Origin of the sequence: Serratia sp. NPDC078593 (assembly GCF_050268245.1) — a bacterium.
Lineage (GTDB): Bacteria > Pseudomonadota > Gammaproteobacteria > Enterobacterales > Enterobacteriaceae > JBNNGK01.
In genome coordinates this window covers 196,311-220,999 of sequence record NZ_JBNNGK010000004.1, presented here as the reverse complement: position 1 = coordinate 220,999, position 24,689 = coordinate 196,311, and the positions used below count along the sequence as shown (strand labels likewise).

Sequence of the window (24,689 nt, the reverse complement as noted above, 5' to 3'; positions counted from 1 at the left end):
GAAAAACGGTTCACCACGCTGCGGCGTTAAAGAGTCAGCATCTATACGCTAAATAATTCGCGTTGCAGGAAGGCGACAAGTAACGAATCCCGATGAGCTTACTCTGGTCAGTGATTCGGGTGAACGAGCGCAGCCAACACACATGCAACTTGAAGTATGACGGGTATAATCAGCATAATTTCTGCATGACATGACCAAAGGTAACCCCATGGCAAAAACAGCAAGCGCACTGCATATCCTGGTGGATAACGAAACACTGGCGAATGAATTACTGGCTAAACTCAAGCGCGGCGTCAGTTTCGACACGTTGGCACGAAAATATTCAACCTGCCCGTCAAAACGCAACGGCGGTTCGCTGGGCGAATTCAACAAAGGCACGATGGTGGCGGCATTTGATAAAGCGGTATTCAGCATACCGCTATTAAAACCTTATGGGCCGGTCAAAACCCAGTTCGGCTATCATATTATCAAAGTGCTTTATCGCAATTAATTACTGCGCGCCGACCGGTTTCACCTTTTCGCTCACGACGGCAGGCGCTGGCCTCATGATGCGGTTATAGTTGTCCTGTAACTGCTTCATGTTCATTTCTGGTTCACCTTTCGGTTGTAGCAACACCAAGGTCGCCTCTTGCGATAGCTGCAGCTTAAGCGCCTGATTCAGTGATTCCAGCGTCAGTGTCGATAAGAATTCTTTCCGCAATTTCTGATACTGCTCAGGAGAGATATCAACCACGCCATTTTGTTGCGAACGCAGACGTTGAGACATCAACACATCAGTATCGGTGCGCGCATAGGTCGCAAACAGCTTACTCAATTGATCATTTTTTTGCGCTAACAGATCGTCGAACGCTTGCTGAGACAGACCATTATTACGCATATTGGCCATTTCCTGCGCGACAAACTCCAATCCAGCATTCAGATTGGCATTCGGCGTATCCAAATGGATAGCGCACTGCGCACGCTGATACTGCACGCGACAATCGAAGCTCAGTTTCATCTCTTTTTGCGAGCTGTTTTCCAACGTTTGCTGCAAATGCCAGAACAATGCTTCACGCGCCAGATCGCTACGCCAATAACTCAGCAGACTTTGCGAATCGCGGATTGGATGCCACGGCTTATCCCACATGATAGACAACCTATCTTGCGCAATTTCGTCACTCATCATACTGACCGGCAGGGGAGGTAACGGCGTCAGCGTTGGCATCGGCGCTGGCATTTCTCGTTTACCTTCCAGCGGCGAGAACGCCTTATTGATTTGTTCATTCAGGCTTCGGCCATCAACTTTGCCTACCACGTACAGCGTCATGACATCCGGGGTGTACCATTGCTGGTAGAATTTTTGCAACTGCTCGAGATTCACCGGACGCGTCACTGGCTCGCCCGGATCATGGGCTAGTAACGCCGAACCTTTCAGACGATAACGCCACCAGGCATCTTTCGGATTAGGCGGCAGGATACCGATCGGATCGGCGTTGGAATCCACCGCCATACGCACCGTTTCTTGGTCGAGTTTGAGCTTGCCGGCGGTATCAGAAAGCCAGGCCAGCGCCTCTTTCAACAAATCTGGGCGGTTATTGGGTAAGCTCAGATTATACATGGTGAAGTCATACGAGGTGATCGCTGGCGGCAATGGACGATCATTGTCTACCCCTTGTTGCCACAACGCATGCAGTTGCTCTGGCGTAAAGCTTTCGCTGCGCGTCATAGCCAAACGCGGCAACAAATGGGCAAAGCCGAGCTGCTGGGAAGACTCAACCAGCGAACCGGTGTTGACCAGCAATCGCAGCTCGATGCGATCGCTCGGCCGCTGCGGCGTATCAAGAAATTGCCAAGAAAAACCGTTAGCAAGTTCTCCCTGCTGCCAGGCAGGATCGGGGTGTAGTGCCTCAGCCTGCACACTGAAACAGGCTGAAGCCAACAATAGCCCACCAACCATAAGATGAATTCTGGTGCCCTGCATGTGAACCCCTACTTAATCACTATCCAATTTATTCATATCCGGCTTATTTCAAGTGGCACTTTGGTGGGCATTGATACATTACGCGTCCATCTTGGCGACTTGAATTATTCTGAATATATGTCAATACGAGGATTCCATTTCATGAAATCAGAAAAATACGCCCTGAGTTTCACAGTGGGGCGCAAAGTAGAAAGTGTATCACTGTGTTAGACCGCATGCCTTGGCGGATGTCACTTAGGAAGGCGAAAAATAATCGTCAACAGGATTTTTATCAGTAAAAGGCTCAGAGGAAGGTCATCGGCTGCCGCAACAGCCGATGTTTTATAATAAAAATTTTATAATTTATTAACGCCAGACATACCAAGCGAACAATGTCACCACCAGCACACAGATGATATTTAGCCAAAAACCAACGCGCACCATTTCACGCTGACGGATTTCGCCCGTACCATAGACGATGGCGTTTGGCGGCGTGGCCACCGGCAGCATAAAGGCACAAGAAGCACCGATACCAATAACAATCGTCAACAGTGCCGACGGCATCCCCAACGCTTCTGCCACCGTGGCGAATACCGGCACCAACAATGCAGCACTGGCGGTGTTACTGGTGAACTCCGTCAGAAAGATGATAAATGTTGCCACCGCCAAGATGATGATAAACCAGTGGCTAGCGCCGAACAGTGAAGCCATGCCCTCTGCCATCACTGCGCTGGCACCGGAATCCTTAAGGATTACGCTCAACGTCAGGCCACCGCCAAACAGCATCAGCACCCCCCACTCGGTGTTTTGCTGTATTTGCGACCAGCTTGCCACACCGCTGATACCAATCAATACCGCCGCCCCCACCGCGACCAAGGTGTCAAACTGCTTGATGCCGCCCATGAGTGCGCTCAGCTGGCTGCTGAACACCCAAGAAAACACCGTCAGCAGGAAAATCCCCAGCGTAATCCAACGCGATTGCGTCCACGAGAAGTGCTCCAATTGGGTCTCAAAACGGTGCTTCAGGTTAGGGCGCAACATCAGGTAAATCGTGCCTACCATCAGCGGCATCAACACAATCACCACCGGTATGCCAAACTTCATCCAACCGACAAAGTCCAGCCCCAATTGGGCGGCGGCAATGGCATTAGGTGGGCTACCCACCATGGTCCCCAAACCACCAATGCTGGCGCTGTAAGCAATGCCGAGCAGCAGGAAAACGTAGGTGTTATGGTCACGCTCACGATCGAGATTACTCAACACCCCCATCGCCAACGGCAACATCATGGCTGCCGTGGCGGTGTTGCTGATCCACATCGACATCACCGCCGTGGCACCAAACAACATCAGCGCGGCCAGCAGCATTTTACCGCCGGCCAACATCAGTAAGCGGTTAGCTATCAGCCGGTCCAGTTTCTGGATATGTAACGCCGTCGCCAGTGCAAATCCACCGAAGAATAAAAATATGGTGGGGTTTGCAAACGAGGATAGCGCTTTATTCACATCAAGCATGCCCAGCAACACCGCCATAATCGGCACCAGTAAGGCCGTAATGGTGACGTGTATCGCCTCTGTCAGCCAAAGAATACCGATAAAGGCTAACAGTGCCAGCCCGGCATTTTCCTGTGGACTGAACGGTAACAATTTGAGTAATAAGACGAAAATAATGATGTCGGCCAGTAGAATCAGCAGCCCTCTTCGCGTCGCCGGCGAGGCGGTAGAGGGTGTCAGAGGAGTATCAGCCATGATTGTTATCCCTTGGTGTTAAAATATCGTACGGCTAATCAACCGTACGAAGAACGCAACATAGCATAGGGATTGTTTACGGTTTTGTTGAGAAAAAGATATTATTTATGCGAGCAATAACACACTGATAACAGCACATTAGCCCTGTTCAGCAGCCCGAACCGCAAATTGGGCTTCAAACTCTTCGCGTGGTAAAGGACATGAGAACAGAAAACCTTGCCCGCAGTGGATCCCATTTACCCGTAGCCAGTCACGCTGGGCCGCATTTTCCACACCTTCGGCCATCACCGGTAGACCCAGCACGTCAGAAATGGCACTGACGATGCGAACCATCGCGTCATCATCCGGCAAACCTTGGGTAAAGCTCTTGTCGATTTTGATCAGATCAATGGGTACACATTTTAACCGATTGAGATAGTTGAGGCTGGAATACCCCATACCGAAATCATCCAGCGCGATCGACAACCCCAGATCGCGCAGCTCACGCAACAGCGCCAACATGTGATCCAAATCGTCAATACGCACCGTTTCGGTAATTTCCAGCAACAGCTTACTCGGGTCGATCCGATGCTGTGCTAACACCTGTTTCAGATCCGCCACGAAATGATCATCTTGCATTTGCAGTGCGGAAACATTGACCGCCAGCGGCAACGTAATACCGCGCAGCTGCCAATCTGCCAGAATGCGGCACGCCTCTTCCAGCACCCAATGACCCAGCGGAACAATCACCCCGAGTTCTTCCGCCAGTGGGATAACATCTGCTGGCAGCGTCACGCTGCCGTCGTACTGGCGCCAGCGCAACAATGCCTCAGCACCGATCACCGCATTGGTACGCATATCGATTTGCGGTTGCAGAAAAAGCGTAAACTGATTTTGCTCGATGCCATGCAGAATTTCGCTTTCCTGCGTTAGCCGCTTTTGCGTACGCTCAGTCAGGCTAGGTTCGAAAAACAGGATACGGTTTTTACCGTCACGATGCGCCGACATCATGGCCGACATTGCGCTGCGCAACAACTGCTCGGCACTTTGGTTACGATCAAGATAATGCGCAATGCCGATGCTAGCGCTAGGCCGCAGTGACATCTGCTGGATATCGAGCGGAGCGTTAACCTGCGCCATAATACGCCTTGCCAGTTGCATCGCATGGAACGGCCGCTCAATATCTTTGGCCAGCACCGCAAACTCGGTAGGGGTCAGCTGCGCCAATACCGCTTCTTTCCCCAAACACTGGCGCAATTTCTCCGTCAATTTCAGCAGCAACGTTTCGCGCTGATCTGACGTAAGCACGCCGGTAGCCTCATGCAACGTTTCAATACCGATCACTAACAGGTTAAAACGCGCCGGGCGCAGACTCGATGCAATATGCTGCTCCAACAACGCCGTCAGCAACACCTGATTGGGTAAACCCGTCACGGCATGGCGCGTGCTAAGGCGGCTCATATCAGCATGGGCACGCGCCAACCGTTGCTGATTGCGATTGTAATTACGAACCAGCAAACCCAGTTCATCATCCTGATGTAACGTCGGCAGCATCAGTTGGTGAAAAGGCGCCTCTTCTTCGCTGATATTTTCCAACTCTTTGACCATCGCGCGCAGCGGATAGACCATCAACCGATTCATACACCACGTAATGGCGATCGTCAGTATCAACGCCAGTAACAAATAAGTGGCCAGCATGGTCGACAACGTACTCAGGATGAATTGATACATTCGGTACGAGTCAGCCTGCAACACCAGATAAGCCAATGGCTGCGAGTTCGCCGGTACACGCTCCAACGAATACAGCGGCACAGAAATTTGTACAGGCAAGTCAAAAACGCGTGCGATCAGCGACGGCACCGGTCGTTCCGACGGAAAGGTAGAATGAAAGGCTTGAAACTCATTCGGCAATACAATATCGGCACGGGTTAAAATGCCGATCGGCAACAGCGAGTTCAGCACACGTTTCGTTTCTGGTACATCCATCCGCAGCACGGCCTCCGCTAACGGCTGGCGCACCGAATGGGCAATATTCTCTAATTGCTGGGCGTAGTCATCCCTGCGCTGCTGCACAAAATGAAATAACTGAATGACGATAAAAATACAGATCGTCACCAACGCCACCCCGGACACTGTCGCCATCTGTTTAATCGTAAGTGAACGCCTGACCCGCAAACCAGCTCTCCGTTAATCGGGCTGAAAGAATGAGCAGTAATGAAAACACCACCGAACCCGCATGTGAACCGGTCTGAGTATACGCGATTGCGTCTTGTTTTTATCTCACCTTCACATTAGAAGCAGTAGGAAAAGGACAGGTTTCAGCATTTTCCTAGGGTTCTGATGTCCCGAGCGACTCGTTAAACCTACCGTGCGGCGTAATCACATGTTCCCATTTAGATTAGCAAAACAGCCAGCAGGCGACACGCTAACAACAGCGGCGACGCTGGCTCAATCACGAGCAACCGCTACTTGAAGTCGGCATACGGGGTTAGCGGCTGCGGTGGCAGATCCAAATCCCCTTGCCAGCCGCCCAGCGAGTAACGCAGATAAATCAACGCGTGGCTCGGCGTATAATCTTTCGCCTGCTGAATATCAACCCCCGCACCGAGCGTCCAATGCGAACTTAAACGACGCTCAACAACGGCGCGTAATGTATAACCGACGCCAGAAGAGGAACTGCCCTTCTCTATCGCATCTCTATCCGCTAAGGCGTCAGGAATCAGCCCTTGCAAGGGATAACGCCGCTGATCCTTGGTTTTAGAATGGGACAGCGACACCGAGCCCCCTACCTCAAACGACCAATTTTCAGTACGTTGACGATAATTAACCGGCACCGCCAGTGACAGATACTGCTGCGGGCTGTAATAGCCACCCTGCCCTAGCGAATAGCCACTCAGGTCTTTTTGGTAATGCCACAGCATGGTGTTCAACCCGATGGTGGCACGGCGATGGTCTTCGTTAATCAGCTTGTAGTAATAACCCGCCATCAGCCGCTCACGCTGGTTATCCGCCACATTCTTGCCGTTCAGCCTGTGCGCGCTGAGATCGGCCCACACCCCATGCGCCTCACCGCGATCGTAACTGCCGCTCAGGCTGACGCCAGTCGCCCGCACGCCTCCCCACGTTACCCCAGTATTGGGATCGCGCGTGCCGCCAAATGCCAACAGCGAACTGGAGATGGGTCGGCGCGAAGCGCCCAACGTCCAGCCGATATGATTCCAATCGCCACTGTAGGCCAGGCCACCAACCCAATCGACCACCTCAAAGCCCATCGGCGTGGTGCCTAAGTCAGCTGCCCAGCGCGCGTTCTGCCAACCCAGCGCGACACTGGTACCCGTGGTTTTTTGCCGCTGATCCCCGCGACAACCTTGGGTGTGGCAAGTCCCAAAGGTTTCAAAGTATCGGCCGCTGCTATCGGTGGAAAAATTGCCGGCATCAAGCCGTACGGTGTCGGTGCGGAAAAATGCCCGGCCATCGTACAGCGGCATATCGACCTGCAGCATAGTGTCATGCGCTTGATAATCTGAAACGCCACCGGTGCCGCTTGAGCCCCAATAGTCATGATTCAACGTCACGTTGACATCCTGTTGGCGATACAGCTCTGCTGCATCGGCGCGAATGCCGCGTTGTAACCAATCATCGGTCGACGTATTGCGCATCAGGCGAGTGTAGCGCGGGTTGTCCTGTGGCACCGTCGGCGTAATGCCGCTGGCCACCATCGCCTGTTTGATGTCTTGTTGTGCCGTCTCTGGCAGGCCCTGCCCACGTTCTAACTGTGCCGCATCGCGATAGACCAACGCTTTACTCTGCCCGATGGGCTCAGACTGTACCGCCGTTTTCAACTGGCTGAAAATAACCAGCGCCTTGCCCGGTTCCCCCACCGCTCCCCAGGCATTAGCCACTCGGCGACGGCTGTTGACTGAGGCGTCAGTTGGCGAATCAGCAGTTTGCAGCCGCTGCCGTGCCGCCGCCATTTTGCCCTGTGCCACATAGGCTTCAATCTCACCCAGACGCGCATCGGGATTATTTGGCTCACGTGCGCGTATGCGTTGATAATCCGCCAATGCGGCATCGTAGTCCCCGGCGGCCAATGCCCAATCCGCCAAGGTTAAATCTAAACGCATACTCGCCGGTTGCTGTTTCAAATAGGCAATAGCCGCCGCCTCATCACCGCCCGCACGGAGCTGCTCGGCATGATCTAAAACCGCCTGCCTATTCAATCGCTGCGCCAGTTCACGCATAGTGTCGTCCCATTGCGCATCCGGCAGCGTAGCCAAGTGCGCCAATGCCTGCCGGTCACGATCGCTGGAAGACAAGTACAACGCGTAGGCATAGACCTGTTGCGGATCGTCGGGCAGTTTTTGCGCCAACGCGCTAAATAGCGCATCCGCCTGCTGAGGTTGACCGGCCTGTCGCAACGCTTGGGCGTAATGGTAAGTTAACCAGACATCGTTCGGCGCACGCACCTGTGCCTGTTGGTATTTTTCTACGGCCTGATGCCATTGCTGCTGTTGCGCTAGCGTTTCGGCCTGCTGTTTCAGTATATCGAGTTGTAGACTGTCGAGCGTGCTACGCATCTTGTGCTGCTGGCTACGCGGTAAACTATTGAGATACGCCAACGCTTTCTGCGGTGACTGGCGCTGATAAAGGTTTGCCAACCCCCGCACCGCGCTGCTGCTAGCGGGATCGATTCGCAACGCCTGCTGATAGTAACTTTCAGCGGCAGCGTCGTCCTGACGCGCCAGCGCCACGTCGCCCAAACCAATGAGTGCATCGCTGTCGGTCTTGTCGATCCGTCGTGCCTGTTGATATTGTTGCTGCGCCAGAGCAAGGTTATTCGCCTTCAGCGCTTTGTCACCTTCGCTCACCGCTAGCCAGTAAGCGTTGGTTTGAATCAGGCTCTGCCATTTACTGCTGTTATAACCACTTTGATCCGCACGTTGCGCCTGACGGAACAGTGTTAATGCCTGCTGGCGATTGCCTGAACGGGCATAAGCTAACCCCAATGCACCGAGCAACTCAGGATCGTTTGGCGTTGCCGCCAACGCTTTGCGCAACGCCGGAATCGCCATGCGGCTCCCGCCGTTATCCACCAACGCCAATCCACGCGCTCGCGCCTGATAACTGGGATCGGCCAACAGCGTTTCTTGGCGCGCTAACTCTTCACGCGCACGCTCCTGCCGCTCGCCAAGGGTAAACACGCTGAGATAACGCTGCAGTGCCGCCACGCTGCTGGCACTGACCGGCATCTCTTTGATTTTTTCCAACCATAAATCAGCGGCCTCTGCACGCCCGGCAGGATCGGCGGCCACTTTTTGCAATTCTTCATACGCCAGCGCGTCCTGTTTCTGGCTAAACAGCAGACGCGCCAACACCAGACGCAATTGCACACTGCCGGGATAGCGTTGATCCAACGCTTGCAGTTTGTTGATCGCATTAGGTTCTTGGCCGGGGATCCGCGCCACTAACCGCCAATACTCTACGGACAGGTCGAGCGTCGGCGGCTGGCCGTTAAACAGGGCATCATAGGCTGATTTAGCTTCCGTTAGCCGTCCGGCGGTAGCCATTAGCCGTGCCTGCTGCAATTGTTGCCGGGTTTCCGGCTGCGTCAGCAGCATGTTCATCTCGGCCTGTCGATAGGTATTGGACTGAGGTGCAAGCCTTTTCAATTTATCTAACTGCTGCTGGGCAAGCGCCTGATTTCCCTGACGCAGCGCCAAACGCATACGTGCCGCGATCACATCGGGATGGTTCGGATCCATCAACTCAAGGCGATATAACGACTGATTGACCAGTTCTTCTTTATGGCTGGCCTCACCGACGCGTATCTGTTCCAGCAGCCACTGCTCCGGCGACACGGTTTCTGCCCCCTGCGCGGTAGGGATCAGCACCAGACTCAGCGGGAATAGGCTTAGCCAGGTTATTCTGTTGTTGTGCATTGACTGCCCCAGGCGGGTTGAAGTTCACCCTGATGGTTAAAACGATAACGTTGTTGATCCCATCCTTGACCAAATAGCGTCAGCGAGGCGCTAAAGTAGGCATCATTGCCCGGCGGATTATCTGTGACGCGTTGGCGCTGCACCGCCAGCACCTCTGGATGCTCTGACAACAGCGGCAGCAACGCAGCGGAGAAACCTACCGGGCCATGGCCGCGGGTTTTGCCTGTCGCGACATCGGTTTGCTCTGGCGGTACGCCCTGCTGGGCAGTGAGTTGAATCATCGGCTGGAACCGTTTTACCAGCGCAGCGCGTTGCGGATCGTCGTTCGCCAACATGCCCGCCCACAGATAAACACGAATCGCATCGTAACTGCCGATATTCGGTTTTACGCTATCCGGCTGCCAGCCTTTATCCCGTTGCCAAACGACCCAATCCGGCGAAAAGCCGTGCGGCGCCGTTGCTAACCACAGGCGCTGATTGGTTTGTTGCATCATCCGCCACGGGCCACGCAACTGAGCGAAACGGGCTAACAACTGTGGCGGCAAATAGCTTGGGTTGAGCCGCCAACGGTCACTGTCGGCGAAACCCACTTTTCCCGGCAACAGCATAGGGCCCAAACCGGGCAGATCGGCCACTTCTTCACGCGCAATGCGTTGCAACAGCAACGTACCCAAGGTTTGGTAACGTCGGTTACCCCACAGCCGCCCCGCTTCAAGTAAGTTGTAGGCAATCCACACATCGGAATCGGCAGCCGAATTGTCATCCAACACGGTCCATTGCTGGCGATCATCCTCCCCCCACAGCCAGGCGGGCAAGTGGGCGGTGAGATCCCCTTTCGCCAGGTTATCTTCCGTCCAGTTTAACAACCGATCAAACATCGGGCGGTCGTTGGCAACCAAGGCAAAAAACAGCCCGTAACTTTGCCCTTCCGACGTCGTTATCTTATTCGGGCTGCTGGGATCGATAATCCGGCCGCCTGCGCTAATATACGCCTGCTTGTACTGCTGCCAGGCTGGCCACGGGCAAGCCGCTGTCGCGTTGAAGACACATAACAGCAGTAGGCTTACTGCCCATTTCCCTGCCAGATGCATGACGTTAATCCCACTCTTCCGGTGACAAACGACGGCGACTAAAGGCTTTCAGGCCTCGCCACAACATCAATGCCAGAATCACCACCACGATCACCGCCAGCACCGCCAGCCAGACCGGGTGCGTAGACAAACCGTGCCAAATACGTTCCCACCACGGCAGGTGACCAACATAGTAAACATCGCCGACGCGCAAGCTGTTAACGCCCGACTCACGGATCACCGCGACCGATCCAAACATCGCCGCACGTTTACCGCTGTCGAGCTGCGCGCCGTTAAGTAATTCATACCCACGTGGACTGTCGGCCAACAGCGCCACGACACTGCGCTGAGCGTTAAACGGTGACTGAATACCGATGATGGCGGCCATCGCCCCTTCCGAACCGATGGTGGTCTTACTGTCCGGCTGGGTGCCTTCCGCCTCCACGTCTATGCTGGGCAGCGCCGGCTGCCGCCGGGGTTGTTTAATCCAGCTTTCGGTAGCCTCCACCAGCAGACCGATTTGTTTATCATCACGCAACGCGGGCGGAATGGTACCAATCAGCAAAATATCGGCATCATGCTGTTTGGCCTGTGACCAATCGTCACTCAAACTGACTGCCAGTGCCGGATACCCGGTATGTGCACCGATGTTACCTAATGCATTGAGCAATGCGCTCACCTGGGCAGGCTGCGGCTGTTTATTAACCAACACTAACGTTTGTGACAGATCCGCCAAGCGGCTGAACGGGAAGGCGGCGTTCGCAAACGCGCGCAGATCCGGCATTGCCATAAAATGACGATAACCCGAGAAATCGATCGTTGAACTGCCGTCAATCACCGCATGATTCAGGGTTAACGAATAAGTTTCACACTGCCCTTCCGCCCCACCGGAGATTAAGGTGCTGTAATCGAAATCGAAGCGCAGTTGGTTAACCGCACCGAGCCGCAACGCCGGAATGGTGACACTTTTATCTGAATCGATTAGCCCCTGAGTCAGCGGCAAGCGCAATAATTGCGTACCCTGCTCATGCTCCGGCACTAATGCATAGGACTGCATGAACTGATTATTCAGGCTGACATTGAGCCGTGAACCATTCTGCATACGCGGCGGGGTATAACGATATTTTAGATGCATATCGATACCGCTGCTGCGCAGCAAAAACAGATCGGGCGGCAGGTTCATGTTCAGTGAAATCGGCCCAGGTTTAATACCGCTGGTTTGCAATTGCTCCGCATACTGTTGCAGTTCGGTAAACGTCATCGGCCGGTCGGTACGCACCCAGTTTGGCGCATCGTAAGGCTGACGAGGTGCCAACTGCTCGACGTTATCCACCGTGACATTCTGGCCACGGAACAACATATTGCCCTGTGCGATCCCCTTCACAGCGGTGATCAGATCGTTGTCATCGCGGCCTTGGATCAGCAGCAACTTAAGGTAGGGATTATCTGGGTGGCTAATCATTTCCACCGTGGGCCCGTTGACCGCCGGATAATCGCGCAAAAAATCTGGCCGCTGGGCATTGGTGGCAAACACCACCGCGTGTTGGTTTGGTAACTGATTAAAGAGCGCAGGGAACGACTGGCCGCGCCATTGTGCCTTGCTGCCAAACCACGACGCCAAAATACCTGCCGCACGCTGTTGAGTGAGATCCGGTTGCCCGGCAAAGACCATCGGCAAATCGAGTGGCCGATTATCCCGGCTATCAAAAAACGGTTCCGGGAAGAACGACAGGTCATTTTTCAGCGGCAGCGATTGATAGCGCAATTGCAGTGCGCTGGATTTGCTGACATCTAACCAGAGCGAAGGACTGGCCGGGTTTTCACAAATGTTTTGATAACGGCCGACAAATACCAGCTTCACACGGTTAAAATCGCTGATATAGCGCGGATCGATCGGCATCTGGATACGATTGGGTTTCCCCAACTGCTCCTTTGAGATAGCGGTAACGCCCATCAATTCATCGTTGAGATACACTTTGACCTGTGATTCCACCGGGATGAGCGACGGTGAAGGCGTGAACGCCAGATCGAGTACCGCCTGTGACACCACTTCGTCACTGCGCACACCGAACTCAACCTGCCCATCCGGGTGTACACCACGCAGGATGAAGCTGCCCGGCGGTGGCGCAATTTGTGCGAACGGCAGTTGCACATCGCGCACTGGCACCGTCGGATCTTGCGATGCCGCTGGCACATCCACACTTGTCGGCGGCGGTTCAACAGCGGTCGGCGTCATCGCGGTTTCGGCCTGCGACAACGTACTGATGCCTAAGGCCAACGCAGTAAACCAGCTTATTTTTCTCGTCATCGTATCATCATCAAAGTTAGTGCCTGTTCACCCCATGGCGAACGAGCAGTCGGGACACGGCCTACACCACGGTTTCTTTTGCGCGGAACCCAGGATTACGCCCCACGCTGTGCGGTATGAAAGACAAGGCCCAGGCGATCAGGGTGGTGAACCCCACCAATATGCTACGCACCAATGGCGGCGCATAATCCGCCAGGCGCAGATAACCTCGGAAGCCCAACGCCAACACATCGCGCAGGCTTTCAATCGGCTTATCTTCAGGAAAACCGTCCTGCCACAGCGCCCAAGTATCGGCGCGGGCAAACGTACATTGGATAAAATCAATATGTTGGCGTGTAGACAATGCCACCATTCGCAAGCCCACTTTGGCACCGAAGGCGCGGGTCACCACACACGGGAAGCTGTATTCTTGCTGGCCACGCTTGAGCAATAACGTCACGCCGTCACCATCGTTGAGTTGATTAGGCAAACGCATTTCAACCCCCACACCGCCATCGGAGTAATCACGGAGCGTACAGGGGAACAGATGTCCATCAGCGCGGGCTATCGACGCGGGCATCGCGATTTCAACCCGATGCGACTGGCGCACCTGTTTGGCCTCTACCGCCACGGCCACCGCGCCGCCCAAAATCGTCATGTTGTACAACACCCATACCAGGCTGACGATCACCGTCATGATTTCGTCGGTTGGGCCATACATAATGCGCCAGATGCCGAAGCATAAACCGGCCAGATTGAGCAACACCAGCGCCATATAGGGCCGGGTAATCACCCAATCGACATGTTCCTCTTCTACCAGCCCACCTTTAGCGGTGACGTTAAATTTGCCTTTGTGCGGATTGAACAGCGCCACGGTGGTAGGACGAGCGATGTACCACGCCAAAACCGTTTCATAGATTTCACTCCAGAAAGAGTGCCGATATTTCCCTTGGATACGTGAGTTGGTCAGGCTGGAGTGAATCATATGCGGCAACACATACAGCGCGATCGCTAACGCTGGCGCGAAGATGATATAGGCATGCAGCAGCAAAAACGCCAACGGTGCGGTCAGGAAGATTAACCGTGGGATACCGGACAAGAAGTGCAGCATGGCGTTGGCGTAACACAAGCGCTGCGCCAGCTTCAGTCCCTTGCCAAATAAGGGGTTATCCAGCCGGAAGATTTGCACCATACCGCGAGCCCAGCGTATACGCTGGCCAATATGTGCAGACAGACTCTCCGTCGCCAACCCGGCCGCCTGTGGAATGCGAATATAAGCGGAGGTGTAGCCACGACGATGCAGACGCAGCGAGGTATGCGCATCCTCGGTGACGGTTTCCACCGCAATGCCGCCAATTTCGTCTAACGCCGTGCGGCGCAGGATCGCACAGGAACCGCAGAAGAACGTGGCATCCCACATATCATTGCCGTCCTGCACTAGCCCATAGAATAGCGTGCCTTCATTGGGCGTCTGGCGGAAACGCCCCAGGTTACGCTCAAACGGATCCGGCGAGAAAAAATGGTGCGGGGTTTGCAGCATCGCCAGTTTTTTATCTTTAAAAAACCAGCCCATGGTCAGCTGCAAGAATGAGCGCGTCGGTACATGGTCGCAGTCGAAAATCGCGACAAACTCACCGGTCGCCTGCTTAAGCGCATTATTGACGTTGCCGGCCTTGGCATGCTCATGCGTCGGCCGGGCGATATACTTCACACCCACCTCGTTGGCGAAATCGCGAAACTCAGCGCGATTGCCGTCATCAAGTATGTAGATGTTGACCTTCTCTTTCGGCCAATCGATGCCGAGCGCGGCGTAGATCGTAGGTTTCACCACCCCCAAATCTTCGTTATAGGTCGGCACCATAACATCAATAGTCGGCCAGCTATCGCTGTCCTCAGGCAGCGATACCGGCTGGCGATTCAACGGCCAGACGGTTTGGAAATACCCCAGCACTAACACCACCCAGGCGTAGGTTTCCGCCATCAGCAGCAATAAGCCACAGACCAGGCTCAGCGGATCATCCCAGTTAAGCGTCGCGGTGTAGCGCCACCATAAATAGCGGCAAGAAACGGTTAACGACAGAACAATCAGCATCAAGGCAGGCAGGCGACCCGGAACCCGCCGTACCACCATCGCGATGCCCCACAGCAACAGTACAAAGATGAACTGCGCAAATAAACCAAAAGGTTGGGAAATACATATCAGCGCCAGTATCACGGCCACGACGCCCGCAAAAATAAACATCACACGGCGCAACGTTCGATTCATCCGGCTCAGCCGCTCAATGGTACGGTGCTCAACCCCCGCATCGTGCAGCCGATGCGGTAACCGCTGCAGCCAGTTAACATAACGCAGTTGCAATCGCCGCCAACCGGCAAACGCATAACGGCCCCGCGGAGCGCGGCCGGTGCGAAACACCATTAGCCACAACGCCTGCACTAAATAACGTAGCCCATCCGCCAACCGTGGACGCAGCGGGGAAATATGCGGGAACCAATAAGCACGCGCGGCGCGCAAACGCTGCCAGGCGGGGGACTCCAAACGCAAACAAACCCAGCAACAGGCGACCAACAGGGTGGTCACCCACGCGGCCAGCGCAGAAGAACCGTTGCGCCGATAGCGCCGATAGCGCGCCTGCCCTGCCTGATAAACCGGGGGCATCAACAACAGGTGCATCATCCGGCTCATTGCGCAGCACCGTGCAGATGAATCAAACACCAGCTCGCCAACGTCAGCACTTCATCTGCGGCTTGGCTTTGCGGCCGATACTCGCCCAAGGGTTGTTTCACCGCCATCGCTTCCGCCACGGCCTCATCACGGTGGATAATCATCGGCAATAAACCATTCAGCGTGGTTAGCCAAAGTTGATGTAAGTCCTGCTGTAACTGGCTAGCGGCGGAATACTGGTTGACGAGAAACCGGCAACCGGTCGGCAACGGCTGCTGATGCAAACGTACCTGACAATTGACGTCCGGTGTGAGTAACAAAAAAACCTGATCGGCAGCGTCCAAAATCTGACGCGTCAGCGCATCGTCCCCCGCTGGAACATCCAGCAAAATCCAACGGTATTGCGCACGCTGTTGCAACTGTTCGAGTTTGCTTTTCCACGGTGGTGCACTGGGTTGAGCCAGGGAGAGATATTTTTCGCGTTCTGACGGGTTTAATTGACCAAACGGTAAAAAGTCGAGCTTTTCACCGTAACGCATGGCTCCTTCCCGCCAGTCGATACCATCCTGCTCTGCCCGTGCCCAGCCGCGCGCCTGCGTAAACGGCGTATTGAAATGCAGCCGTAATAAATTCTCTGGCGAAAAATCGATGGCCAGCACCGATTCCCCTAGCTGTTGTAACGCCCAGGCCAGCGCCGCCGTTATCGACGTCGTCCCCGTTCCGCCTCGAATGCCTTGCAGCGCAATCACCGGCATAAATTAGTGGCTCCCCGGCTGCTCGGATAATTCGGCCAATAATGGCCAACGCGCCATCATTTGCGCTAAACGCTCCTGACGCGAAATATCGACATAACGTAATGGCGGTAAAGAAAAAGCCTGACTCAGCGCTTGCAGGTCATCTTGTACTTCCGATGACGAAACTGTATTTAAGCGTGTGATTTGATTATTCATCCTGCCGCCTTGAAAATAGGCTAATGTTAAATAAATATAGCAATGATCGTTATAGATAGGGTTAACGAGATGATTCTTAATGGATATTATTACACAGCTTTGGATATTTGTTATTGCTAATGGCAATGTTACAATTGTCTATTCACTAAATCCAGTTTCCAGACGTTGGCTCGCAGTAATTTCAACGAAAGTAGAACAAATCTATGGCGCACGCTTTCTCATTAGGAATTCGACAGGTTCGGGAAGAACTTTCTGTCATGCAATCCCCGGGTTTCTATTGGGTTAATATCGATCGCCAAATAGATGCTAATTTGCTGTGTCGGCAAATGATCTCCGCCCAATCCGACACGCACAAGGTGGCGTTGATTTGCTGCGGTGATAAGCCCGAGAGCATGTTGAATGAACTCGCCGCCCCGGCGCTGAAAAAATTCCCACTCTACACCTTGCCGGAAAAAAGGGCCGCCTTGCTGCATTTCAGCGACGACCTGATGCGCGCACTCAAACCGCAAAATCGTCTGTTAATCCTGCTGGCCCCGGCTAGCCTGTGGCAAACCTTTACCCGTGAAGAAATCCAGCGCTGGATGAAGGCGACCGGCAACTGGTTGCGCCAGCAACGCTGCACGTTAGTGATCTTCAGTCACGGCAGCGGCGTAAACAAGCTGCGCGGCCAACTGAGCAACCAGCACCGGCTGCTCAATGGCTTAGCCAACCTGCAATGGCAGCAGGACAGCGCGCAATATCTGATTAACTGGTGGAGCACGGAAAACAGCATTAACGCCAATCAGTTGCTGACGCTGTATGCCGCTGAGCACGGCTGGCAAAATGAAGATGATGGTAAGAAATCGTTACTGACCACCGCCCACAATGATGCACATCTTTATCTGGCGGAACACAGTATTCTGGAAGGCGCGCCACCGCTGTCGGCCAACTGGCAACTGTTGGAAAACAACGCGCTACTGACGCAGCACGGTATGCAGACCGTATCAGCAACGCTGATTTTTTCGTTGTATCAAAGCGATCAAATCGATGCGCTAGCGCACCAAATACACAGCTTGCGCCGCAACCGGGGTAACGGGTTAAAAATTGTGGTGCGTGAAATGGACGCCAGCCTGCGTTACAGCGATGAGCGCCTATTGCTGGCCTGCGGTGCGAATCTGATCGTGCCCCATGTCGCACCGCTGTCACGCTTTCTGACCATGCTGGAAGGCATTCAAGGGCAACGCTTCTCGCGCCATGTTCCTGCCGATATCGACACGCTACTGGCCGGCCTGCGGCCGTTACAGCTCAAAGGCTACCTGAAGCCCGATGCGTTTAACCACGCGGTACTGTCGTTAATGAACAACATGCTGTTGCCGGAAGACGGCAAAGGTGTGATGGTCGCGCTTCGCCCAGCACCCGGCCTGCGTGCCGAGCAAGCCATGACGCTGTGCCATATGCGACGTTTCGGCGATGTGATGACCGTAGAGCAAGGGCGACTGTTCCTGTTTCTCTCCACCTGTCGCATCAACGACCTGGACACCGCGCTGGCGCATATCTTCCGCCTGCCGGTGACCGAAGCCTTCAGCAATCAATTGGTGTGGCATCAAGACGTTGACATCATGGCAGAAATTAAGCAGCTGACGCACGACGCCAGCATCATCTCTGCGCAACACGAAACTGCACTGGTGGCCAACAAGGCCACTCACGTCGCCGAAGACAGCCCACCAGCACGTTGCGAACCGGTGGCACTCAGTTTGTTGAGCGGCGTTCAGGAGAGACTGGCATGATGAACCTGACCGATATTGTGCAATTGGTCATGCTATGCGCAATTATTTTTATTCCGCTAGGGTACGCCCTGCATTGTCGATTCCCACACTGGCGCAAACATTGGCAAAATGCGGTGCTATCACCACGCTATTTAAGGTTCACCGGGCTCTGGCGGCGCGACGGCTCCACTTCTCAGATTAAGCGTAAGAAATAACCATGAACAATAACAAAACGCAAACCGATAACGCGCTCTGGCGCTACTGGCGTGGACTGGGCGGTTGGAATGTTTACTTTCTGGCAAAGTTCGCTCTACTGTGGTTTGGCTACCTGAATTTCCACCCGCTGGCTAACCTGGTATTTATGGCGTTTCTGCTGATGCCGATCCCCTCGCTACGCTTGCATCGCTGGCGGCACTGGATAGCCATTCCCATCGGTTTCGCGCTGTTTTATCACGATACCTGGTTACCCGGAATCAACAGTATTCTTAGCCAAGGTTCGCAATTAACCGGCTTTAGCGCCGAATATCTGCTCGAGTTGCTTAACCGCTTTATCAACTGGCAGATGTTAGGGGCCGCCTTCGTGATACTGGTAGCTTACCTGTTCCTGGCACAATGGGTGCGGGTTACAGCCTTTACCGTCGCCGCGCTGGTGTGGCTCAACGTGCTGGCGGTCAGCGGCCCGGCATTCTCGCTGTTACCCAGCGCCAACACCACGGCACCGGCTGAGCCCACACCCGCGCCGCAGCCGGGCAACGCAGCCAGCGGCGCTCTGCCCGCGACGGATGCCCCGCCGACCAATGCGAACCTGACCGCCTATCTGAACCAGTTCTACCAGCAAGAGAAAAACCGTATCACCGCATTCCCGGCGGCGCTGCCCGCGGATGCCCAACCCTTTGACCTGTTAGTGATCAACATCTGCTCGCTCGCTTGGTCGGATATCGAGGCGTCCAAGCTGGAAAATCATCCACTGTGGGCCAAGATGGATATCATGTTCGACAACTTCAACTCGGCCACCGCCTACAGCGGCCCGGCGTCGATTCGTTTGCTGCGCGCCAGCTGCGGCCAATCCTCACACCGCGATCTGTATCAACCGGTGAATCAACAGTGTTATCTGTTTGATAACCTGGCAAAACTGGGCTTTAAAGAACAGTTGATGATGGATCACTCCGGCGTGTTCGGTAATTATCTCAAAGAGCTGCGTGAACAGGGGGATATACAGGCACCGCTGATGTCGCAAGCCGGTATTCGCAATGAGTTAGCCTCGTTTGACGGCGAGCCGATTTTCAACGATCTGGCCTTGCTCAATCGCTGGCTGGAACAGCGTAAAAAGGCCGAAGACAGCCGCAGCGCGACCTTCTTCAATCTTATTCCACTGCATGACGGTAACCGATTTGTCGGCTCGAAAACATCGGCCGACTATCCGGCGCGAGCGAAGATACTGTTCGATCAGTTGAACACCTTCCTCGACGAACTGGAGAGCTCAGGGCGTCACGTCATGGTGGTGATTGTACCGGAGCACGGAGCGGCATTGGCGGGTGATAAAATGCAGATGTCTGGCCTGCGCGATATCCCCAGCCCAAGCATTACCCATATTCCGGTCGGCATCAAACTGGTTGGCATGCAAGCGCCACACTCCGGTAGCCCACTGCAAATTAACGCCCCAAGCAGCTATCTGGCCGTCTCAGAGTTGGTTGCCCGGCTGGTAGACGGTAAGGTTTTCACTACCCCCAGCGTTGATTGGCAAACGCTGACTCAGGGTCTGCCGCAAACCGCCGCGATTTCGGAAAACGATAACGCCATTGTGATGCCATATCAGGGGAAATCGTATATCCGATTAAATGGCGGAGATTGGGTTCCGTATCCACAATAATCGGCAGTATTAAAACGGGCACCTAATCAGGTGCCCGTTTCATTTAACGTCGCTAATATCGAGATTATTTTTAGAATAATCGTTTTCAATAAACATGTGATGAGTGAATAACAATATTATTAGCCTGTTTATCATTTCATTTTATTCTTATAAAAATGCCAGTCCGGAATAACTGACTGGCATTTGGACACATCCGTTGTTAAAAACCCATCGCGCTTTGCACTTGATGACGAAGTCGCCTGATGGCCCGAGATACCCGGGCCTAGCGTAGCGAGGGGCACTCCGATGGCTTACACCACGACGACCCCACCGCCACGCTTTCCCTAATAACGGGCTTTGTCAGCAGTCTGATCGCGCTACGCGCTTTGCGCTTCTTTTTCGTCTTGATCAACGGCAAAACAGGCGACCTGTTGCTCACCGTATTGCTGCAATTTCGGTTGCAACTGGCTACACAGACCAAAAGCACGGCGACAACGCGCATTAAACGCACAGCCCGGCGGCGGGTTCATCGGGCTTGGCAATTCGCCCGTCAGCTTAATACGTTCGCGTCGCATATCCGGGTTCAGACGCGGCGTAGCCGATAGTAGCGCCTGCGTGTAAGGATGACGCGGGTTGTTGAAGATCGCCTCCTTACTGCCCTTCTCCACACAGCGACCAAGGTACATCACCATCACTTCATCAGCGATGTGCTCAACCACCGACAAATCGTGTGAAATGAACACGTATGACAGGCCAAGCTCCTGTTGCAAATCCATCATCAGGTTGAGCACCTGAGCACGCACCGACACGTCAAGCGCCGATACCGGCTCATCGGCGATCACCACATCTGGGTTGAGCATCAACCCGCGCGCAATAGCGATACGCTGGCGTTGACCGCCTGAGAACATATGTGGATAACGGTCGTAGTGCTCGGTCTTTAACCCGACCTTCGCCATCATCGCCAACGCTTTCTCGCGCCGTTCCGCGCTGCTCAGCGGGGTGTTGATCAACAAAGGCTCCTCGAGGATCTGCCCGACCTTTTTGCGCGGATTCAGCGATCCATAAGGATTCTGGAAAACGATTTGGATCTTCTGGCGACGCAGTTTTTCCGCCGTCACATCCGGCTTCAGCAGGTCTTGCCCCTGATAATACAGCTCACCGCCGGTCGGCACTTCGATCATCGTCAACAGGCGGCCCAGCGTCGATTTACCGCAGCCCGACTCACCCACCACCGCCAAGGTTTTGCCACGCTCAAGGGTAAACGAAACGCCGTCCAGCGCTTTGACCACCCGCTCCGGCGTGAACAGCCCTTTTTTGACCGGGTAGTGTTTTTTCAGGTCGATAGCCTGTAATAAAGGTTGTTTCTGGCTCATACGGTCGGCCTCCCCGCATCATCCAGCGGTGTGTGACATTTAACCTGACGGCCAGGAATGCTACGCAACTCTGGCTCCTCATGACGACAGCGTTCGGTGGCATACGGGCAGCGCGGGTTGAGCAAGCAGCCGCTAGGCCGGTCGTACTTACCGGGCACCACACCCGGCAATGATGCCAAACGCGCCTTATCGGCGGCGAACTCTGGCAAGGCTCGTAACAAAGCTTGGGTATAGGGATGGCGCGGCGCGCGGAAAATTTCCTCGGCTTTGCCTGACTCCACCACCTGCCCGGCATACATCACGATAATCTGATGCGCCGCTTCAGCCACCAACGCCAGATCGTGGGTAATCAGCAACAGCGCCATGTTCTCCCGCTGTTGTAACTCCAACAGCAGTTCAATGATCTGCGCCTGAATCGTCACGTCGAGCGCGGTGGTCGGCTCATCGGCAATCAATAACTTAGGGCGACAGGCAATCGCCATGGCGATCATCACGCGCTGGCTCATACCGCCAGAAAGCTGGTGCGGGTAAACGTCTAACCGCGAAGCCGGATCGGGGATCCCTACCTGATTCAACAAATCGATGGCGCGCTGGCGACGGGTACGGCGATTGCCCCCCTGATGCACCTTCAGCGCTTCCATAATCTGATAACCGACGGTGTAACACGGGTTTAGGCTGGTCATCGGATCCTGAAAAATCATCGCCACTTCTGAACCGACTAATTGGCGACGCTCTTTCTCGGAGAGCTTACGCAGATCCTGCCCGTTGAACTCCAACTTGTCGGCCATCACTTTGCCAGGGAAATCAATCAACCCCATGATGGCCAGCGAACTGACCGATTTACCCGAGCCGGATTCGCCGACAATGCCGACGACCTGCCCTTGTTCCACGCGGTAACTGATGCGATCGACCGCGCGAAACGGTGTGCCTTCGTCACCAAAGTGCACCGAAAGCTTGTCTACATTCAATAATGCCATGATCCGTTCCTCAGTTACTGCTTGAGTTTGGGGTCGAGAGCATCACGCAGGCCGTCCCCCATCAGGTTAAACGCCAGCACCGTCAGCAAAATCGCCACGCCGGGGAAGGTCACTACCCACCAGGCGCTTTGCGCGAATTGCAACACGTCGGAGAGCATTGTGCCCCATTCTGGCGTGGGCGGTTGCGCCCCCATACCGAGAAAACCCAGCGCGGCCATATCGAGAATGGCGTTCGAGAAACCCAGCGAGGCCTGCACGATCAGCGGTGCCAGGCAGTTAGGCAGAATGTTGACAAACATTTGGCGCATCGCCCCTGCGCCCGCCACGCGTGAGGCGGTGACGTAATCGCGATTCACCTCGACCAACACCGCCGCACGGGTCAAACGCACATAGTGCGGCAAGGCAACAAATGTCAGCGCCAGCGACGCGTTAACGATCGACGGCCCAAACACCGCCACCAGCACTAACGCCAGCAGCAGGCTGGGTAACGCCAGCATAATATCAACAACGCGCATGATGATGGCATCGACCACGCCGCCGAAATAGCCGGCGAGCAGACCAAAAATCACCCCCATGATCAACGACAGCACCACCACCAGACAGCCGACCAACAGCGACAGCCGGGCACCGTACATCAGCCGTGACAGCACGTCGCGCCCCACATCATCAGTGCCAAGAATGTATTGCCAACTGCCCCCCTCTTGCCATACCGGCGGTTTGAGCAACGCATCACGGAACTGCTCCGCCGGCGCATGCGGTGCCAGGAAACCAGCACCAATGGCGATCACAAACATCAGAATGATATAAACCAGGCCGACCACGGCCCCTTTATTGCGCTTGAAATAATGCCAAAACTCCTGAAACGGCGTCATTGGCTTCGGCGCGCCGGTCACAACCGGCTCGGTAACATGAGTCATTGGGCGCCCCTTATTTCTTGTGTCGAATACGTGGGTTGACCACACCGTAGAGCACATCTACCAGCAGGTTAACCAAAATGATCATACAGGCGACCAACAGCACACCACCTTGCACCACCGGATAGTCACGGCGCTGCAATGCATCCATCAACCACCGCCCAAGGCCCGGCCAGGAGAAGATAGTCTCGGTCAGAATCGCGCCCGCCAGCATCGTGCCGACCTGCAAGCCGATCACCGTCACCACGGGCAACAGGGCATTACGCAGCGCGTGTACCACGATGACCCGCATCCGGCTCACGCCCTTGGCGCGTGCGGTACGAATATAATCTTCGCCCAACACTTCCAGCATCGAGGAACGGGTCATACGCACGATCACCGCCAACGGGATGGTGCCCAGCACAATGGCAGGCAAAATCATGTGCATTACCGCATCCAGGAAATCACCGGATTCGCCCCACAGCAGGGTATCGATCAGCATGAAGCCGGTAAGCGGCAAAGTATCATCGAGGAAAATCGTATCGCTGATGCGCCCGGATACCGGCGTCAAATCGAGCTGCACCGACACCAGCATGATCAGCATCATGCCCCACCAGAAGATCGGCATCGAATAACCGGTCAGGGAAATACCGACCGCCGTGTGGTCAAAGATGGAACCGCGCCGCACCGCCGCCAGTACCCCGACCGGAATGCCGACCAGCACCGCGAACAGCATGGCGCAAATGCCCAGCTCCAGCGTCGCTTTAAAGCGTGGAACGAATTCATCCCAAACGGAGATACGGCTTTTGAGTGAGGTACCCAAATCACCATGCAGCACGTTGTTAACATAAGTGAAGTATTGTTGATAGAGCGGTTTATCCAGCCCCATCTCAGCCATGATCTGGGCATGGCGCTCTGCGGAAATCCCGCGTTCCCCGGCCATGATGGTCACCGGGTCACCGGGGATCATATGGACGAATGCAAAAGTCAGCAAAGTAATGCCGATAAACGTTGGGATAACTAACCCCAAACGTCGGAGTATGAACTGCAACATATCCCGAACTCTCTGTAATTGTGCTCAATCATTCAAGTTGCAGCGCACTGGCAAACCCGCCAGATGAGCCTGATAAGACCCAACGCTCCCGGCGGCACAGACAGCGAGCCATCAAGGAGAGGGAATAACCAACGCGCATACTGCTTAAAATATAGCTCGCCTGAATGCCCGGCAGCTCATAGGCCACCGGGCTTATTAACGCTCACATACTGTTGATAGTTAT

At 54.6% G+C, this 24,689-nt stretch carries 17 protein-coding genes; 4 read left to right on the top strand and 13 right to left on the bottom strand.

The genetic code is table 11. The features are described 5' to 3' along the window. Nucleotides 1-208 precede the first annotated feature (208 nt). Entirely contained in the window at nt 209-490 is a 282-nt protein-coding gene (gene ppiC, locus ACQKDS_RS06670; RefSeq protein ID WP_399667634.1) for a peptidylprolyl isomerase PpiC, read from the top strand. Here ppiC and ACQKDS_RS06665 read toward each other — a convergent pair whose 3' ends face one another. From ACQKDS_RS06665 to bcsR, 9 genes are all read right to left on the bottom strand, one after another. Next, on the bottom strand, nt 491-1,960 hold the full coding sequence (locus ACQKDS_RS06665) for a M16 family metallopeptidase (protein ID WP_399667631.1): 1,470 nt from the start codon (nt 1,958-1,960) through the stop codon (nt 491-493). Between the two features lie 345 nt (nt 1,961-2,305). Beyond that, complete coding sequence (locus tag ACQKDS_RS06660; RefSeq protein ID WP_399667628.1) at nt 2,306-3,685, bottom strand: SLC13 family permease; 1,380 nt, start codon at nt 3,683-3,685, stop codon at nt 2,306-2,308. A 138-nt stretch (nt 3,686-3,823) separates the two neighbouring features. Beyond that, the gene (hmsP, locus tag ACQKDS_RS06655; RefSeq protein ID WP_399667625.1) at nt 3,824-5,839 is read right to left on the bottom strand and encodes a biofilm formation regulator HmsP; all 2,016 of its coding nucleotides are present in this window, start codon (nt 5,837-5,839) and stop codon (nt 3,824-3,826) included. Between the two features lie 290 nt (nt 5,840-6,129). Then, a complete protein-coding gene (bcsC, locus tag ACQKDS_RS06650; RefSeq protein ID WP_399667620.1) occupies nt 6,130-9,603 on the bottom strand; it encodes a cellulose synthase complex outer membrane protein BcsC in 3,474 nt (1,157 codons plus the stop codon). Continuing rightward, the gene (bcsZ, locus tag ACQKDS_RS06645; protein ID WP_399667617.1) at nt 9,585-10,694 is read right to left on the bottom strand and encodes a cellulose synthase complex periplasmic endoglucanase BcsZ; all 1,110 of its coding nucleotides are present in this window, start codon (nt 10,692-10,694) and stop codon (nt 9,585-9,587) included. Before bcsZ ends, bcsC begins: the two co-directional genes overlap by 19 nt. Nucleotides 10,695-10,698: 4 nt before the next feature. Then, nucleotides 10,699-12,981 (bottom strand): cellulose biosynthesis cyclic di-GMP-binding regulatory protein BcsB, encoded by a 2,283-nt coding sequence (gene bcsB / locus ACQKDS_RS06640; protein ID WP_399667614.1) that lies wholly within the window; start codon nt 12,979-12,981, stop codon nt 10,699-10,701. Nucleotides 12,982-13,042: 61 nt separating this feature from the next. Further along, nucleotides 13,043-15,646 (bottom strand): UDP-forming cellulose synthase catalytic subunit, encoded by a 2,604-nt coding sequence (bcsA, locus tag ACQKDS_RS06635; protein ID WP_399667612.1) that lies wholly within the window; start codon nt 15,644-15,646, stop codon nt 13,043-13,045. Beyond that, nucleotides 15,643-16,380, bottom strand: a complete 738-nt coding sequence (gene bcsQ / locus ACQKDS_RS06630; protein WP_399667609.1) for a cellulose biosynthesis protein BcsQ — start codon at nt 16,378-16,380, stop codon at nt 15,643-15,645. The genes bcsA and bcsQ overlap by 4 nt, the downstream gene beginning before the upstream one ends. Nucleotides 16,381-16,383: 3 nt before the next feature. Beyond that, nucleotides 16,384-16,575: a cellulose biosynthesis protein BcsR gene (gene bcsR, locus ACQKDS_RS06625; protein ID WP_399667606.1), complete on the bottom strand. Its 192-nt coding sequence runs from the start codon at nt 16,573-16,575 to the stop codon at nt 16,384-16,386. A gap of 203 nt (nt 16,576-16,778) precedes the next feature. Here bcsR and bcsE point away from each other — a divergent pair, with 203 nt between their 5' ends. Genes bcsE through bcsG form a run of 3 tightly spaced genes read left to right on the top strand, consistent with a single transcriptional unit; the run spans nt 16,779 to nt 20,190 of the window. Beyond that, complete coding sequence (gene bcsE / locus ACQKDS_RS06620) at nt 16,779-18,341, top strand: cellulose biosynthesis protein BcsE (protein ID WP_399667604.1); 1,563 nt, start codon at nt 16,779-16,781, stop codon at nt 18,339-18,341. Next, a complete protein-coding gene (gene bcsF / locus ACQKDS_RS06615; protein WP_399667601.1) occupies nt 18,338-18,535 on the top strand; it encodes a cellulose biosynthesis protein BcsF in 198 nt (65 codons plus the stop codon). The genes bcsE and bcsF overlap by 4 nt, the downstream gene beginning before the upstream one ends. Nucleotides 18,536-18,537: 2 nt before the next feature. Beyond that, complete coding sequence (gene bcsG, locus ACQKDS_RS06610) at nt 18,538-20,190, top strand: cellulose biosynthesis protein BcsG (protein ID WP_399667597.1); 1,653 nt, start codon at nt 18,538-18,540, stop codon at nt 20,188-20,190. Nucleotides 20,191-20,546: 356 nt separating this feature from the next. On the opposite strand, the gene dppF is transcribed toward bcsG, so the two are convergent. The 4 genes from dppF to dppB are packed head-to-tail and all read right to left on the bottom strand — an operon-like array spanning nt 20,547 to nt 24,466. Next, nucleotides 20,547-21,542 carry a dipeptide ABC transporter ATP-binding subunit DppF gene (gene dppF / locus ACQKDS_RS06605; protein WP_399667594.1) on the bottom strand — a complete coding sequence of 332 codons (996 nt, stop codon included), beginning with the start codon at nt 21,540-21,542 and terminating at the stop codon, nt 20,547-20,549. Next, nucleotides 21,539-22,519: a dipeptide ABC transporter ATP-binding protein gene (gene dppD, locus ACQKDS_RS06600; protein ID WP_399667591.1), complete on the bottom strand. Its 981-nt coding sequence runs from the start codon at nt 22,517-22,519 to the stop codon at nt 21,539-21,541. Before dppD ends, dppF begins: the two co-directional genes overlap by 4 nt. A gap of 14 nt (nt 22,520-22,533) precedes the next feature. Further along, the gene (gene dppC / locus ACQKDS_RS06595; RefSeq protein ID WP_399667588.1) at nt 22,534-23,436 is read right to left on the bottom strand and encodes a dipeptide ABC transporter permease DppC; all 903 of its coding nucleotides are present in this window, start codon (nt 23,434-23,436) and stop codon (nt 22,534-22,536) included. Between the two features lie 10 nt (nt 23,437-23,446). Next, nucleotides 23,447-24,466, bottom strand: coding sequence for a dipeptide ABC transporter permease DppB (gene dppB, locus ACQKDS_RS06590; RefSeq protein WP_399667586.1), 1,020 nt, complete (start codon nt 24,464-24,466; stop codon nt 23,447-23,449). Nucleotides 24,467-24,689: the final 223 nt, after the last annotated feature.